Annotated in this window: 13 protein-coding genes and 2 tRNA genes; 4 read left to right on the top strand and 11 right to left on the bottom strand. The window is 73.0% G+C overall.

The window, feature by feature from the left end; translation table 11 throughout:
- Positions 1–22: 22 nt before the first annotated feature.
- On the top strand, positions 23–433 hold the full coding sequence (locus AC3ERT_RS05545; RefSeq protein ID WP_335977326.1) for a Fur family transcriptional regulator: 411 nt from the start codon (positions 23–25) through the stop codon (positions 431–433).
- Here AC3ERT_RS05545 and AC3ERT_RS05540 read toward each other — a convergent pair.
- The 5 genes from AC3ERT_RS05540 to AC3ERT_RS05520 form a co-directional block, all read right to left on the bottom strand.
- A complete protein-coding gene (locus AC3ERT_RS05540; RefSeq protein WP_435172962.1) occupies positions 399–1,604 on the bottom strand; it encodes a HEAT repeat domain-containing protein in 1,206 nt (401 codons plus the stop codon). The two genes, AC3ERT_RS05545 and AC3ERT_RS05540, sit on opposite strands and share 35 nt — an antisense overlap.
- Before the next feature lie 290 nt (positions 1,605–1,894).
- A tRNA-Met gene (locus tag AC3ERT_RS05535) sits at positions 1,895–1,971 on the bottom strand.
- Between the two features lie 270 nt (positions 1,972–2,241).
- Positions 2,242–4,113 (bottom strand): tetratricopeptide repeat protein, encoded by a 1,872-nt coding sequence (locus AC3ERT_RS05530; protein WP_435172961.1) that lies wholly within the window; start codon positions 4,111–4,113, stop codon positions 2,242–2,244.
- Between the two features lie 254 nt (positions 4,114–4,367).
- Positions 4,368–4,444, bottom strand: a tRNA-Met gene (locus AC3ERT_RS05525).
- Positions 4,445–4,486: 42 nt separating this feature from the next.
- The gene (locus AC3ERT_RS05520; protein WP_435172958.1) at positions 4,487–7,564 is read right to left on the bottom strand and encodes a UPF0182 family membrane protein; all 3,078 of its coding nucleotides are present in this window, start codon (positions 7,562–7,564) and stop codon (positions 4,487–4,489) included.
- A 66-nt stretch (positions 7,565–7,630) separates the two neighbouring features.
- Between AC3ERT_RS05520 and AC3ERT_RS05515 the strand changes: the two genes are divergently transcribed.
- Positions 7,631–8,191, top strand: coding sequence for a PPA1309 family protein (locus AC3ERT_RS05515; protein WP_435172957.1), 561 nt, complete (start codon positions 7,631–7,633; stop codon positions 8,189–8,191).
- 60 nt (positions 8,192–8,251) lie between these two features.
- On the opposite strand, the gene AC3ERT_RS05510 is transcribed toward AC3ERT_RS05515, so the two are convergent.
- From AC3ERT_RS05510 to AC3ERT_RS05495, 4 genes are all read right to left on the bottom strand, one after another.
- Complete coding sequence (locus tag AC3ERT_RS05510; RefSeq protein ID WP_435125948.1) at positions 8,252–9,325, bottom strand: YlbL family protein; 1,074 nt, start codon at positions 9,323–9,325, stop codon at positions 8,252–8,254.
- Positions 9,326–9,334: 9 nt separating this feature from the next.
- A complete protein-coding gene (locus AC3ERT_RS05505; protein ID WP_435125945.1) occupies positions 9,335–9,595 on the bottom strand; it encodes a hypothetical protein in 261 nt (86 codons plus the stop codon).
- A gap of 172 nt (positions 9,596–9,767) precedes the next feature.
- Positions 9,768–10,271: a molybdenum cofactor biosynthesis protein MoaE gene (locus AC3ERT_RS05500; RefSeq protein WP_435172955.1), complete on the bottom strand. Its 504-nt coding sequence runs from the start codon at positions 10,269–10,271 to the stop codon at positions 9,768–9,770.
- Between the two features lie 6 nt (positions 10,272–10,277).
- Complete coding sequence (locus tag AC3ERT_RS05495; RefSeq protein ID WP_335977342.1) at positions 10,278–11,381, bottom strand: SDR family oxidoreductase; 1,104 nt, start codon at positions 11,379–11,381, stop codon at positions 10,278–10,280.
- Between the two features lie 198 nt (positions 11,382–11,579).
- On the opposite strand from AC3ERT_RS05495, the gene AC3ERT_RS05490 reads away from it, so the two are divergent.
- Together AC3ERT_RS05490 and AC3ERT_RS05485 are read left to right on the top strand one after the other, a co-directional pair.
- Positions 11,580–13,097 carry a zinc-dependent metalloprotease gene (locus tag AC3ERT_RS05490; RefSeq protein WP_435172953.1) on the top strand — a complete coding sequence of 506 codons (1,518 nt, stop codon included), beginning with the start codon at positions 11,580–11,582 and terminating at the stop codon, positions 13,095–13,097.
- Positions 13,094–13,624, top strand: a complete 531-nt coding sequence (locus AC3ERT_RS05485) for an NUDIX hydrolase (protein ID WP_335977346.1) — start codon at positions 13,094–13,096, stop codon at positions 13,622–13,624. The genes AC3ERT_RS05490 and AC3ERT_RS05485 overlap by 4 nt, the downstream gene beginning before the upstream one ends.
- A 93-nt stretch (positions 13,625–13,717) precedes the next feature.
- Here the strand turns inward: AC3ERT_RS05485 and AC3ERT_RS05480 are convergent, their stop codons facing one another.
- Positions 13,718–14,473: an AIM24 family protein gene (locus AC3ERT_RS05480; RefSeq protein WP_335977349.1), complete on the bottom strand. Its 756-nt coding sequence runs from the start codon at positions 14,471–14,473 to the stop codon at positions 13,718–13,720.
- Positions 14,474–14,490: 17 nt separating this feature from the next.
- Positions 14,491–15,174 (bottom strand): AIM24 family protein, encoded by a 684-nt coding sequence (locus tag AC3ERT_RS05475; protein ID WP_335977351.1) that lies wholly within the window; start codon positions 15,172–15,174, stop codon positions 14,491–14,493.
- Between the last annotated feature and the right edge of the window lie 3 nt (positions 15,175–15,177).

Here is a 15,177-nt window from a genome sequence, read left to right as displayed (position 1 = left end):
CCCGACTGTTAAGCTGGCACGCATGAGCGACCTGTTGGAACGACTGCGCGAGCGCGGCTGGCGCATGACCGCGCAGCGGAGAGTCGTCGCCGAGGTGCTCGACGGTGACCACGTGCACCTCACGGCCGACGAGGTGCACGCGCGCGCCATCTCCCGGCTCCCCGAGATCTCCCGGGCGACCGTCTACAACACCCTCGGCGAGATGGTGAGCATCGGCGAGGTCATCGAGGTCGCCACCGACGGCCGCGCCAAGCGGTACGACCCGAACGCCCACCGCCCGCACCAGCACCTGGTCTGCGCCAACTGCGGCACCGTCCGCGACGTGCACCCCACCGGCGACCCGCTCACCGCCCTGCCCGAGCAGGAGCGCTTCGGCTTCACCGTCTCCTCCGCCGAGGTCACCTACCGCGGGCTCTGCCCCGACTGCGCGTAGGGTCCGTCGTCCGGATCTCCGCGGCGTCGCGCCGCACCCCGATCAGCTCCGCCAGCCTGCGCACCGCCGGCTCGGTCCTGGTCCGCCCGATCCACAGCGTCTCCGGCGGCACCTCGTGCGGCACCCGCAGCAGCGCCTCGAACACCTCCCGGGCCACCCCGGAGTCCGGATCATTGGCCAACGGCCCGAGCAGCGGCACCAGTTCGCCGGGCCTGGCCAGCCGCCCCACCGCCCGCGCCGCGGCCCGGCGCACCCCCGCCCGCGGGTCCCGCAGCACCCTGGCCAGCAACTCCACGTCCGCGGCGTCCCCGCACTCCCCCAACCCCGCGGTGAGCCCCGCCAGCAGACCCGGCCCGGCGTCCGCGGACTTCACCGCCTTGCGCAACTGCTTGCGGTAGACCTCCGCGGGCGGCTCACCACGCTGGTAGAGCTTCCACCGCGCCTGCGCCCGCACCATCCTGGCCCGGTCCGCCAAGGGCGCCACCAGCCGCGTGGCCGGCACGTCCGCGGGCAGCGCCGAGACCGCCAACTCGCGCACCCCCGCGCCGCTCGCCCATAACAGCCGCCCGGCCTGCTCCGGGTCCAGCTCCAGCAGCCGCTGCGCACACATCCGCCGGCACGCCTGGTCCGCGTCGTGCAGCGCCGTACGCAGCAGGTCGCCGCGGACGTACTCCCCCAGGTCCAGCGCCAGTTCCACCCCGAAGCGGCGCACCCGCGGGTCGGGGTGCGCCGCCAGCGCCCGTACCGCCCGGCGCTGCGCCGGCTCGGCCAGCACCGCCCGGTACTCCGCGAGCAGCCCGCGCGCCCGCCGCCGCCCCGCGACCCGCAGCAGCACCCCGACGACCGCGGGCGCCTCGTCCGGCGCCGTCCGCGACCGCAGCGCGACCCGCGCCCCCGCGGCGACCTCCGGCACCCAGTCCGCCGCCCGCACCGCCAGCGCCGCGGCCGGCAACGGGCCCCCGAACGCGGCCAACGCCTCCACCGCCGCCTGCCGCACCCGCCCGTCCGCGTCCAACGCCCCCACCAGCCCGCCCAGCAGATCAGCCGGCAGAAAACCGGTCGGCCCCCGCCCCGCCACCCGCGCGACCCGGTCCAGCCGCGTCAGCAACTCCGCCGGCGCCCGCCCCAACGCCTCCACCGCCGCGGCCCGGCTCTGCGCCGGCCCCCGCACCGCCGCCTCCCTCAACCGCCCCCACAACACCCGCGCATCCTCATCCCGCCGCCCCTCCCGCACCCCCTCGCACCACGCACCCCACCGCGCCGCCTCCGCCGCCCACTCCGCGGAAACGCCCACCCCCGCTACCCGACGCCGTCTGCGCAGCAACCCCGCCTCCCGGCCTTGCGCGACTCTCCGCCCCCATCGTCCCGCCCCACCCGTCCCCCGACCAAGCAGCTTCACCCGGACTTTGCCCGAACAACACGTAAGCCCGAAAGCAGTTGCTTTCGGGCTTACGTCCTACGTGGTAGCGGGGACAGGATTTGAACCTGCGACCTCTGGGTTATGAGCCCAGCGAGCTACCGAGCTGCTCCACCCCGCGTCGTTGTGCCTTCACCATACCCCGCCCCACTCACCCCACCAAATCCATTCCCCCCGGCCCGCCAACGGACGGGGTCGTCAGGCGAAGCGCCGAGGCAGGGAATCGCGAAGCGCCCACCCACCAGCCGCGGAAGACCCGTCCCTGGCCCAGGGGCGCGTGGGGCCCCTCCCCGGCGAAGCTCTGGGGCAGAACGGCGCGACCAGCCCGCCCGCCGGCAGGTGGTCCGGGAGCCGGCGGCTGCGGGCAGCCCGGGTGGACCGCTCAGGCTCCTCACGCGGTGAGTTCGTGGGAGACCGCCGCCGTCAACCGCGCGGCGCGCTCCGCCACTTCGGGCGGCCCGCAGTCGATCGCCCGGGCACACCAGGACTGCGCGGCGGGCAGATCCCCGCGCCGCGCCGAGAGCAGCGCCATCCGCAGCGCCGCCCGCCCGTGCCCCGCCTCGGCCGCACGGGCCCACCACAGCGCGGCCTCGGGCTCGCTCCCCTCCCTCGCCAGCAGCAACCCGAGGTTGAACGCCCCGTTGCGCGAGCCGGCCTCGGCGGCGAGCCGGTACCAGTGCGCGGCCTCGACCACGTCACCGCGCTTGGCCGCCCCCATCCCGAGCCGCACCTGGGCGCGGCGGTGCCCCTGGCGCGCCGCCCGCTTGTGCCACTCCTCCGCCTCCCCAGCGGACTCCGCGGCACCCTCCTCGCGGCCGTCGAGCAGCGCGCCGAGCCGGAAGGCCGCCTCGGCGCTGCCGCCGCCGGCCGCGCAGCGCAGGTGGCGCTCCGCGGCGTGCTGGTCGCCCTCGCGCTGGAGGGCGATCGCGACCTGGAGCGCGGCCTCGGCGTGGCCGGCCGCGGCGGCGCGCTCGTACCAGCGCCGCGCGGTGGCGTCCTCGCCCCGGGAGGCATGCAGGATGCCGAGGTTGAAGGCCGCGTCGATGCTCCCGGCCTCGGCCGCCTTGGAGAACCACGGCTCGGCGCCGGCCGCGTCCCCGCGCTGGAGGAGCAGCACGGCGACCGCGTTGGCCGCCTCGCGGTGCCCGGCGTACGCGGCCTTGCGGTACCACTGCTCGGCCTGCGTGTCCCGGCCGTTGCCGGCGCAGAGCAGTCCGAGGTTGTACGCGCCGTTGACGTCGCCGGCCTCCATGGCGGTGCGGTACCAGCGCTCGGCGGTCTGCGTCTCGCCCTCCTGGGCGTGCAGGGCGCCCAGCGCGTTCGCCGCGTTGCCCTCACCCGCCTGGGCCGCGCGCCGCCACCAGGTGGCGGCCTGGTCGAGGTCGCCGGCGTCGCGCAGCAGGAAGCCCAGCGCGCAGGCGGCGCGCGCCTCACCGTCGCGCGCGGCCGTCAGGTACCAGTGCTCGGCCTCCTTGAGTTCGCCCCGCTCCTCCAGGAGCGTGCCGAGCCGGAGCGCGGCCCGGCGGTGCCGCTTGGCGGCGGCCTGCCGGTACCACTGCTCGGCCTCGCGCTCCTGGCCGCGGACCGAGCAGATCCGCGCCAGCCGGTAGGCGGCCTCGCGGTGGCCCTGTTCGGCGGCGACGCGGAACCAGCGCTCGGCGGCGATGTCCCGCTGGTGGTCGAGCAGGTCGGCGAGGGCGTACGCGCCCAGCGCGTGGCCGGCCTCGGCGGCCTGGCGCAGCCAGTAGTCGGCGCCGGGCTCGTCGCCGCGCTCGCGCAGGTGGCGGCCGAGGGCGTGGGCGGCGGGCGCGGAGCCGGCGACGGCGGCGATCCGCCACCATCCGGCGGCCTCGTCGGCGTGCCCGCGCTGGTGCAGCAGCAGGGCGAGGTTGTTGGCGGCGGCGCGGTCGCCGTCCCGGACGGCGCCCCGCAGGTAGGGCTCCGCCCCGTCGAGGTCGCCGCGGCGCAGCAGCAGGGTGCCCAGCGCGCTCATCGCCCGGGCGTCGCCGGCGTCGGCGGCGGCCCGGTGCCGGGCCTCGATCTCGGCCTCCTCGCGCATCGCGAGGGTGTCCTCGTCGGGCAGTTCGGTGAGCAGGGGCGGCACGGCGGTCGAGGCGTCGTCGGGTACGGGCGCGTCCTGTCCCGTGGACTCGCCGCTGCGGGGCGCCGGCAGCAGTCCGGCCACGGTCATGGCCTTACGGCCCGTCGGCTCCCGCTCCTCGCGGTTCTGACGAGTGTTCAGCAGTCCTGCACCGTCCCCCATAAGCCCCATCGTTGCACCACCTGTCAGCGGCGTACACCTGGTATACCGCACCCCGCTTGGTCACTTCGGCGTTTTATCGACTTCCCGACAAGACGCTAGACCAAACACCGTAAACCCGGGGTCACACGAATGAGTGAAGTGACCCGAACTTCCTTGACCGCACGCCTGGTTGCCATCCGCTAGACGCGGCCCTCGGCAACCGGCCTGCGGGCATGAAAAAACGGCCTGAGGTCCGTTGAGACCCCAGGCCGCCTTGGTAGCGGGGACAGGATTTGAACCTGCGACCTCTGGGTTATGAGCCCAGCGAGCTACCGAGCTGCTCCACCCCGCGTCGTTGTGGATCAACCGTACCACGGCGCGGGACGTCACCTGATCAGCCCGCCTTCGAAGGCGTGGCCGGGGACTTGGCGGGGTTGACGGCCGCCGCTCCGGCCGCCTCCTCCGCCCGCCGCGCCTCCTGGAGCGCCCTGCCCAGCCGCCGCTGGGCCGTGCCGTACGCCGTCCAGTCGTCCTTGCGCAGGGCCGCCTGCGCGTCGTCGTACGCCTTCTGGGCCTTCGTCAGCGCCGCCTCCACCCCGGGGTCCGCCGACGCGCCCGAGGGAGCCGCGGAGGAGCCGCCGGAGCCCTTCGCGGCGGCCTGCGCCGAAGAGGCCGGCTGCGTCGTAGATGTCGTAGGCGTTGTCGGCGTCGTCGGTGTTGGCGCCGGCGTCGCATCGCTGGTGCCGAACACCGCGTCCAGCGCCTCGTCGAGGGTGTCGTCGAAGGCGGTGCGCCCGTTGAAGCTGACGAACACCTTCTTCAGCAGCGGGTAGTCGATGTCCGCCCCGCGCAGGTAGACCGGCTCGACGTACAGCAGCCCGCCGTCCAGCGGCAGGGTGAGCAGGTTGCCGTACTCGACGGTGGAGTCCTTGCCGCGCAGCCGGGAGATCTGCTGGGCGTAGCCGGAGTCGAACTTGCTCTGCACCAGTCGCGGCCCTTCCACGGGGTCGTTCGTCGGCGTCTCCAGCAGCCGTATCGTCCCGTAGTCGGGGCTGGTCGCGTCGGAGTCCACCGCGACGAACGCCGCCAGGGTGCCGCGTTTCTTGGGGGTGAAGGTGGAGGTGAGCGAGAAGCGCGGCGTGCTCTGGCCGGGCATCTCCAGGCTCAGGTAGGACGGCGGCGCCGCCTTGCCCGACTTCGACGCGGAGTTGCCCGACACCTGCCAGACCTGGCTGCCGGTGGAGAACTGCGCGGCCTTGGTGACGTGGTACTGGGTGAGCAGTTGCCGCTGCACCGTGAACAGGTCCTCGGGGTAGCGCAGGTGCGCCATGAGTCCCGCCGGGATCGTGCTCTTGGACCGCACTGTGTGCGGGAACGCCTTCATCCAGGTCTTGAGCACCGGGTCCTGGGTGTCCCACTGGTAGAGCGTCACCTTGCCGGTGTAGGCGTCCACGGTGGCCTTCACCGAGTTGCGGACGTAGTTGACCTGGTGCTGCCCCGACCCCTGGCCGCCGCCGGCGCCGAGCGTCGTACGCGAGGAGTACGGGTACTCGTCGGTGGTGGTGTAGGCGTCGACTATCCACACCACGTGCTTGCCGACCACCGCCGGGTACGGGTCGCCGTCGACCGTCAGCCAGGGCGCGACCGCCTCGACGCGCTGCTTGGGGGTGCGGTCGTACAGGATCTGCGAACCGTGCCCGATGGCCCCCGAGTAGAGGATCTTCGGCTCGCCGAAGGTCACCGCGTACGCCGCCCTGGTGACCGGGTTGTCGAGGCTGACCCCGCCCTTGCCGCGGTAGGTGGTGGTCACCTCGTGCTTCTTGCCGGCGTAGTCCAGCTCCTTGGTGGGGCCGCCGACGATCGAGTACTGCGTGGTCTGCTCGCCGAAGTAGATCTGCTGGGTGTAGGAGCCGAGGTCCCCAGCGGTGGGCAGGCCCTGCTCGGTGTAGACCGGCTGCCCGGTGAGGTCGACGCCGCCGGCCGTACCGGAGCCCGCGGCGGCCGCGGTGTCCGCGGCGGTGCCGTTGCCGGTCACGGTGGTGCCTTCGGCCGTCACGACGCCGTAGCCGTGGGTGTACTTGAAGTGGTCGTTGATCCAGTTCTTCTCCGGGATGCCCTTCACGTTGAGCTCCCGGACGCCGACCACGGTGTCCTGCTCCCTGCCGTCCACCGTGTACCGGTCGACGTCCAGGGTGGCGGGGAAGGAGTAGTAGCTGCCGGACTGCTGGGTCTGCTGGAAGGCCGGGGAGACGACGTCGGGGTCCAGCACCCTTATGGAGGCGGCGGTTCCGGCGTCGGTGCGCAGCTTGGCGTCCGACGCCTTGCTGGTGCCCTTGTAGTCGGACTCCACGGTGCCGTCGATGCCGTAGGCGGCGCGGGTGGCGTCGATGTTGTGCTGGATGTACGGCGCTTCCTTGGCCGCCTCGTCGGGCTGGACCTGGAACTTCTGCACGATCGCCGGGTACAGGCCGCCGATCAGGATCGCGGAGAGCAGCATCAGGCCGAAGCCGACGGTCGGCAGCGTCCAGGTGCGGCGCCAGGGCGTGGTGAAGAAGAGCAGCGCGCAGATCAGCGCGATGCCGAACATGATCGTCTTCGCCGGCAGGTAGGCGTTGGCGTCGACGTAGCGCAGGCCGGTCCAGTCGTCGGTGGCCTTGATACCGCTGGACTTCACCGCCAGCGAGTAGCGGTCCAGCCAGTAGGCGACCGCCTTGAGCGCGACGAACAGGCCCAGCAGCACCGACAGGTGGGCCGTGGCGGCGGCGCCGGCCCGCGCGCCCGGGGAGGTGATCCGCAGCCCGCCGTACAGGTAGTGCACCAGCGTGGCGGCCACCAGGGACAGCACCAGGGCGGCGAAGCCGAAGGCCAGCAGGAAGCGGTACCAGGGCAGGTCGAAGGTGTAGAACGAGACGTCCTTGTGGAACTGCGGGTCCTTGGTGTGGAACGGCGTGGAGTTGGCGTACAGCAGCCACAGCCGCCAGTGGGCGGCGGCCGATCCGCCGGCGAGCAGCCCGGCCACCGTGCTGACGGAGAGCAGCACCCAGGTCCGGTACGGCGCGATCCCGGTGCGGTACCGGTCGAGGTTCTGCTGCTCGGCCGACATCGCGCCCGGCAGCGGGCGCAGCCGGTACGCCAGGAACATGTTCACGCCGACCGCCAGCGCCATCAGCAGCCCGAAGGTGCAGAAGAGCGCGGCCCGGGTGCCGGCCAGGGTGCGGAACACCGACGCGTAGTGCACCGACCGGTACCACAGCAGGTCCGTCCAGAAGCCGGCGAACATCACGAACGCGACCATCAGCACCGCCAGCACACCCGCGGTGACCAGCAGCGCACGTGCTCTGCGCGACGGGCGGCCGACGGGGAAGCGAGGTGCGAACGCCCCTCCGCCCGCGTCGCGTTCCGGCATGTCGAATACCACGGTGCGCACCTCGAACTGGTCGCTGGTCTCGGGTGCCCCGGGTCGGACCCCCATAGGGTGCAACTTCTCGACGCATTGGCCGGTTCCCGATTCCGGCCGGAGAAGGGGGAGGATACTGACATGTCCAACACTGCGACCGAAGGTGCGCCGCTCGCGGCGAACCCCCTGACCCGCGCCGTCCTGGAGATCGACACCTATGCGGCGGGCCTCGGCTGGGACCGGCCCGCGCGGCTGTTCGCCCTCGTCGACACCGCGCAGCTGCGCAGCCGCGAGCCCGCGCTCGCCGACCAGCTCGGGCTGGCCGACGCCGACTCCGCGGACGCCAGCCTGACCCCCATCGAGCAGGACGAGTTGCCCGCCGGCCAGGCGCTCGACGAGTTCCTGGCCACCATCGCCTGGCCGGATGTGATCGCGGGCTGCGCGCTCACCGTGGAGCGGCTGATGCTGCCGCCGTCGGCGGAGGCGGCGATCCCCGCCGGCCTCGACGGCAAGGCGCTGACCGCCTGGGTGGCGGCGCACCCCGAGCGCCAGGAGGTGCGGATGACGGTGGGGGTGCTGCGTGACGGCAGCCGCGAGTCGGCGGTGCGGCTGCGCGAGAAGGACTCCGCGACGGAGGTGCTGACCGGCAAGGACCTGGTGCCGGGGCTGGCGGACGCGCTCAGCGCCACGTTCGAGGAGTAGGGCCCGGGGAGGGCGCCACCGCACCGGCGGCCGGTGCCCTGGAGGCCGGCGCCCTGCCGGTCAGCTCTTGCAGCTCGGCAGCTTCGAGGTGGCGCCGCTGCGGATGTCCTTGAGCGCCGCCATGGCGTCGTCCAGGGTCTTCACCTTGACCAGGGTGAGGCCGCTGGGGATGTCCTTGGCGGCCTCCTCGCAGTTGTCGGCCGGGGTGAGGAAGTACTTCGCGCCCTTGTCGCGGGCACCGATCGTCTTGAGGCTGATGCCGCCGATCGGGCCGACGTTCCCGTTGTCGTCGATGGTGCCGGTGCCGGCCACGAACGCACCGCCGGTGAGGTCCTCCGGGGTGAGCTTGTCGATGATGCCGAGCGCGAACATCATGCCCGCGCTGGGGCCGCCGACGTCCGCGAGCCGGATGTCGATGGTGAACGGGAACAGGTGCTCCACGCCCGCCGTGATGCCGACGACCGCGCGCTTGGTGCCGGTGTCGTCGGAGGTGCGGGTGGTGATCGTCACCTGCTGGACCGGCGGCGACTTCTTCTTGACGTCGGCGGCCCGGACCACGGTGAACACGGTCTTCTCACCCGGGGAGTGCTTGGTCACGAAGGTCGCCACCTGGTCGGCCGCGCTGACCTGGTGGCCGTCCACCGCCTTGATCACGTCGCCGGCGTGCAGCAGGCCCTCGGCCGCGCCGCCCTTGACCACGCTGGAGACGATCACCCGGGACTGCACGGGGATCTTCAGCTCCGCCAGGGCGGCGACCTTGGCGCTGTCCTGGGACTGGCTGAACTCCTCCGCGTTCTCCTGGTCGGCCTGCTCGGCGGTCTGGCCCTGGGGGTAGATGGTGTCGTGCTCGACGACCTTGTCGTCGTGCCGGGCCCAGCCGAGCACCGCCTCCACGAGGTTCATCCGGTAGTCGGCACCGGTGACGCGCACCGTCGTCATGTTCAGGTTGCCGGTGGTGGGATACGTCTTGTGGCCGGAGATGTCGATGACCTTGTCGCCGCCGTAGCTGCCCAGGGTGTTCACCGTCGGCCCGGGTGACATCTCCGCGTACGGCGTCGGGGTCACGAGCGCCACGCACAGCAGCGCTATCAGCGTCAGGGTCGAGGCGAGGAGCGTCGCGGTGCGGCGTGACATGCCCCGACCCTACGGGACCGGTCCGACAACCGGCCCGCGGGGTGAGTCCCCTTCTCCGTCCACGACGACGTCCCTGTCGGCCGCGCGCACAGGGGCGCCGGCGGCCGCGCTCGGCACCACCGCGGTGGCCTGCATGGCCTGCCGGAACCGCTCGTATCCGGCGAGCGAGGCACCGTCCCCGGTGCGGCGCCGGCGGACGGCCCAGCGGGCCCAGATGGCGGCGGCGACCGCCGCGGCCACCGGAATGAGCAACCAAGTGAGTGCTGCCACTGCGAACTCCCCGATCCCGTATGGCCCAAACGAGGTTAATCAGACCTATGAGCAGATTAACCACGCGGTAGGTCAACGTTCGGCCGGGGCGCGGGGTTACGCAACCGGAACTACCACTAACGGGCGGTGCCCGGTGGTCCCGGCCGACAGGAGCCCCTGGTGCCGAGGGGCGCTACGCGCCGACCCAGGTCTGCTCGCCGTCGGAGAACGTCTGCTGCTTCCAGATCGGCACCTCGCGCTTGAGGTCGTCGATGAGGCGGCGGCTGGCGGCGAACGCCTCGCCGCGGTGCGCGCAGGCGACGGCGACGACCACCGCGATGTCCCCGACCCGCAGGTCGCCGACCCGGTGCACGGCCGCGAGCGCCCGTACGGGGAAGTCCGCGGCGACCTTCTCCGCGACCCGGCGCAGCTCCGCCTCGGCGGTGGGGTGCGCGGAGTACGACAGGCCCGTCACCTGGGCGTCGGGGCGGCCGTCGTGGTCGCGGACGGTGCCCACGAACAGCGCGGTGCCGCCCGCGGCGTCGTCACCGACCGCGGCGAGGACCTCGTCGACCGACAGGGGCGTGTCGCGGATCGCGAGGAGCCGTACGGCGGGCAGGACTCCGCCCAGGGGCGCGGACTGCGACGGACCGGCCGACTCGCCGGGCGTACCGAACACGGGTGCCATGCCTTTCATCCTGCCTCACAGTCCGCGGCGGCGGCGTGCGCTGCGCACCACGGCCGCCGCGCCGATCAGGGCGACGGTCGCGCCCGCGGCGCCGAGGGTGGTGGCGTCCTTGCGGCCCAGGCGGCGCCCTGCGACGGAGTTGCGCCCCTCGACCTCGGCGAGCAGTTCGGCGAGCACCTCCTCGTTGGACCACTGGGGCCGCCACCCCGCCTCGTACAGCTTGCGCCCGCTGACCACCCAGGGGTGCATGGTGTAGGCGAGATCCCCGGCGGGCGAGGGGGTCAGGCCCAGGCGGTGCAGCCGGGACGCCGCGCCGAAGGCGACCGCGGCCGGCAGCTCCATGCGGCGGATGCCGGACAGCTGCTCGATCTCCTCCTGCTCCAGCCAGCCGTCGCAGCCGACCGCCATCTCGCCGTCGACCTTCTCCAGCACCGCGAACTCCAGCGCCGACACCAGGTCCTCGACGTGGCAGAACTGCCAGCACGGGCGGCTGCCGGCCACCACCAGCAGCCGGGGCGACTCGAAGTAGCGGGTCAGCGCGGTGTCGGTGTCGCCCACCAGGACCGCCGGGCGCAGGATCGTCACATTGAGGCCCGGGTGGGCGCGCGGGGCGCGCCGGCCCAGCCGCTCGATCTCCAGCAGGTCGTCCACGAAGCTCGCCTCGGAGGTGGCGCGCAGCGGCGCGTCCTCGGCGAGCGGCACGTCGTTGTCGGCCTGGGCGCCGTAGACCATCGCCGAGGTGCACAGCACGACGCGGTGCACCCCGGCCGCGGCGGCCGCGGTGAGCACGGTCTGGGTGCCGCGCACGTTGAACGCCGAGCGGGCCTTCGGGTCGGACTCCAGGTCGAGGTCGAGCGCCAGGTGCACCACGACCGACGCGCCGCGCAGCTTCTCGGCGATCGCCGGGTCGCGTACGTCCAGCACCCGCCAGGTCGCCCCGGGCACCTCGCCGCGCCGCTCGTCGATCGCGACGACCTTCCTGACCTGGTCGGACTCGGCGAGCCGCAGGGCCAGCGCGCGCCCCACCCCGGAAGCCGCGCCAGTGATCGCGACCACCGGCCCGGACCCGGCCCGACCGGGACTCCGCTCTGGGCGAACGTGTGCTTCTGGGGAACTCACCGGGTGTCTCCCACGGTTGTCTCAGATACGTACAGCGCCATCCTGCCGGACAGGTGTCTACGCTGGAGGTAGAGCCCACCACACCGGGCCCGGTGTGCGAGAGTTCCTGCTCCGCCGCACCGGCGACGGCCGGGGGGCAGGCCCGACCACGAACCGGCCCCCGACACAGCCCATCACGACACAGATCCGAGGAATCCCGTGAGTGACATCCCATTCGGATTCGGCGTCCCTCCCGAGGAGCCCGAGGACGGGGACGAGGGCAAGCAGCCCAAGGGCGGCCAGCCGAACCCCTTCGGCTTCGGCGGCGCCGGTCCTTTCGGCGCGGGCGGCGGCGACAACCCGTTCGCGGCGATGTTCGGCTCCATGAACCCTGGTGACCTGGGCGCGGCCTTCCAGCAGCTCGGCCAGATGCTCTCCTATGACGGCGGCCCCGTGAACTGGGACATGGCCAAGGACATCGCCCGCCAGACCGTCGCCCAGGGCACCCCGGACGGTGTGAAGGACGCGACCGTCGGCCGCACCGACCGCGACTGGGTCCAGGAAGCGATTCGCCTGGCCGACCTGTGGCTCGACGGCGTGACGTCCCTTCCCTCCGGCGCGGGCACCGCGGTGGCCTGGAGCCGCGCCGAGTGGGTCGAGGCGACCCTGCCGGTGTGGAAGGACCTGGTCGACCCGGTCGCCGAGCGGGTGGCCGGCGCCATGGGCGACGTGCTGCCCGAGGAGATGCAGGCCATGACCGGGCCGCTGCTCGGCATGATGCGGTCCATGGGCGGCGCGATGTTCGGCTCCCAGATCGGGCAGGCGCTCGGCACCCTGGCCGGCGAGGTGGTCGGCTCCACCGACGTCGGGCTGCCGCTCGGCCCGTCCGGGAAGGCCGCGCTGCTGCCGGCCAACGTGGCCGCGTTCGGCGACGGGCTGGGCATCCCGCAGGAGGAGGTGCGGCTCTACCTGGCGCTGCGCGAGGCCGCCCACCAGCGGCTGTTCGCCCATGTGCCGTGGCTGCGCGCCCACCTGTTCGGTGCCGTCGAGGGATACGCGCGCGGCATCAAGGTCGACACCGCCCGCCTGGAGGAGGCGGTCGGACAGCTCGATCCGACGCAGCCCGAGCAGCTTCAGGAAGCACTGCAGCAGGGCATGTTCCAGCCCGAGGACACCCCGGCGCAGAAGGCCGCGCTGGCCCGGCTGGAGACGGCGCTCGCGCTCGTCGAGGGCTGGGTGGACGCGGTCGTGCACGAGGCCGCCGCGCCGCACCTGCCGTCCGCGGGCGCGCTGCGGGAGACCCTGCGCCGCCGCCGGGCGAGCGGCGGGCCGGCCGAGCAGACCTTCGCCACCCTGATCGGCCTCGAACTGCGGCCGCGCCGGCTGCGCGACGCCGCCCGGCTGTGGGCCTCGCTCGCCGACGCCCGCGGCGCCGAGGGCCGCGACGGGCTGTGGGCACACCCGGACATGCTGCCGACCGCGGCCGACCTGGACGACCCCGACGGCTTCGTGCACCGCGACTCGCTGGACTTCTCCGAGCTGGACAAGCTGCTCGGCGAGGCCGCCGGCGGCGCCCCCACGAGCCTGGACAAGGGCGCCACCGGCCCCGCGGGCGAATCCGCCGACCAGGCCCCCGAGCAGCCGGAGAAGCCCGCACCGGGCCAGGACGGCGGTTCCGCGGGCGGCGGCAAGCCCGCCGAGGGCTCCGGCGACGAGGACGGCGACAGCGGCAAGTGAGCACCCTGCACAAGGACGCGGTGGGCGTCCTGGAGAACTGGCACGCCCCCGACGCCGGCCAGGACGAGCTGCGCCACGCGTACCTCGCGCACCTGGCCGCCCACCCGGACGGCATGGGCAAGCCGTGCAAGGACGGGCACATCACCGGCAGCGTGCTCATCCTGGACGCCGAGCGGCAGCATGTCCTGCTGACCCTGCACGCCAAGCTGAGGACATGGCTCCAGACCGGCGGGCACTGCGAGCCGGAGGACCTGTCGCTGTCGGGCGCCGCGTTGCGCGAGGGCACCGAGGAGTCCGGCATCCAGGGGCTCGACCTCCTGGTGCCCGGCCCGGTGAACCTCGACCGCCACCTGGTGCCGTGCGCCTGGCACTTCGACGTGCAGTACGCGGCGGTGGCGCCCCCGGGTGCCACCGAGGCGGTCAGCGACGAGTCGCTGGCGCTGCGCTGGTTCAGCTTCGACGAGGTCGCGGAGCTGCCGGACCGCTCCGTCCGCACCCTGATGGCGCGCACCTTGGCGCTGCTGTAGGCAGCCGCCGGCGCAAGCCGAAAGGTAAGGGGCGCCGTCTTGGGACGGCGCCCCTTACCTGTTGCTGCGACGGTTTTCGCGCGGCCGAAGCCGTCAGCGGCCGCCCCACGCGTTGCCCTGGTTGCCGCCCTGGGCCCCGATGCCGTACTGGCCGCGCAGCCCGTGCAGTTCGACGTTCTGCGGCGGCATCATCTCGCTGGGCTGGACCAGGACGTAGCCCTGGCCGACGAAGTTCAGCTCCCAGCCCTCGCCGGTGTTGCCGCGCCGCCGGAAGACCGACGAACTGCTCGTCTGCGCCTGCATCTGGACCCGCAGCGACGTCGACCAGGCGACGACCGCGTCCGCGTCGCAGGACACGTACGTCTCCGGGGTGACCGGGAGCATCAGCGGCTTGCCCGAGGTCATCAGGGCCACCTTGCCCTGCCCGGCGATCGCGACGTTGTACTGCCCGGTACCGGCCATGCCGTACTGGCTGTCGACCGCGACGACGTCCCAGTGCAGCCCGGAGTCCAGGGCCAGGACGTAGGCGCTGTCGACGGTGATCCCGTCGTGGTCGACATCCAGGATGTGGATCTGCTGGGCGAGGTTCGCGAGGTACACGGTGCCCTGGCCGGAGCAGCGCATCAGGTCCAGTCCCTCGCCGGTCGCCCGCGCGGCGCGACGCTGGTGGTGCGGCTGGTACTCCCCGTCGAACTCGACCATGCCCTGGTAGGCGACCATCGCGCCCTTGCGCGCCAGGCAGTCCGGGCCGGTGTTCCCGTCGAGCCGGACCCGCAGCAGGTAGGAGTTCTGGAGGCTGTAGTGGTCCTGGTTCTGGACCTCGGTGAAGGCGAAAAGCGGGCTCTGCATGATGTGTTCGCTCCCCCTCAGCCCCGGGCCCGGAGCCGGTCGGTACTGTCCTCGCTGGGCTGGACGACCACGAAGCCCTGGCCGGAGAAGGCGATCTGGAACGCCTCGCCGCTGCCCCGCCCGATCAGCGACGACGCCTTGAAGCTGCGCTTGGCCTTCATCTTCAGCCCCGACGACCAGGCCACCAGGGCGTCCGGGTCGACATACGTCTCGTCGGCGCCCGAGCCGCAGTCCACCACGATCGGGGTGCCGCGCGAGGTGATCGCGACCCATCCGGTGCCGGTCACCGCCACGTTGAACAGGCCCTGGCCGGCGAACTTCGCCAGCCCCTTGACCCGTTCGACACCCCACTGCAGGTGGGCGTCGAAGGCCAGGAGGTTGGTGCCGTTGACCGACACCGACTCGTCGGCGAGGTTGAGGCAGACCACGTCGGCGCCGTAGTCGGCCAGGTAGAGCAGGCCGTCGCCGCTGCACTTCATCACCGGCGCGCTCTCACCGGTCAGCCAGGACGCCGCCATCTGCCGCACCGCGGGCGGGTTCGCCTCGTACTGGATGAAGCCCTCGTAGGCGATCATCGACCCGGTCCTGGCGTACAGGTCCTGGCCGGTGGCCATGGCGACCTTGAGCATGGACGAGCCGTGGTTCTCCATGCGGGCGGTGACCGGCCTGGGGGCGTAACCCGCGATCATCTGCTGGTCCATGGC

The organism is Actinacidiphila sp. bgisy145 (genome assembly GCF_057708125.1).
The sequence above is the reverse complement of the archived record's forward strand: the minus strand, read 5'-3'. Positions and strand labels throughout refer to the sequence as shown.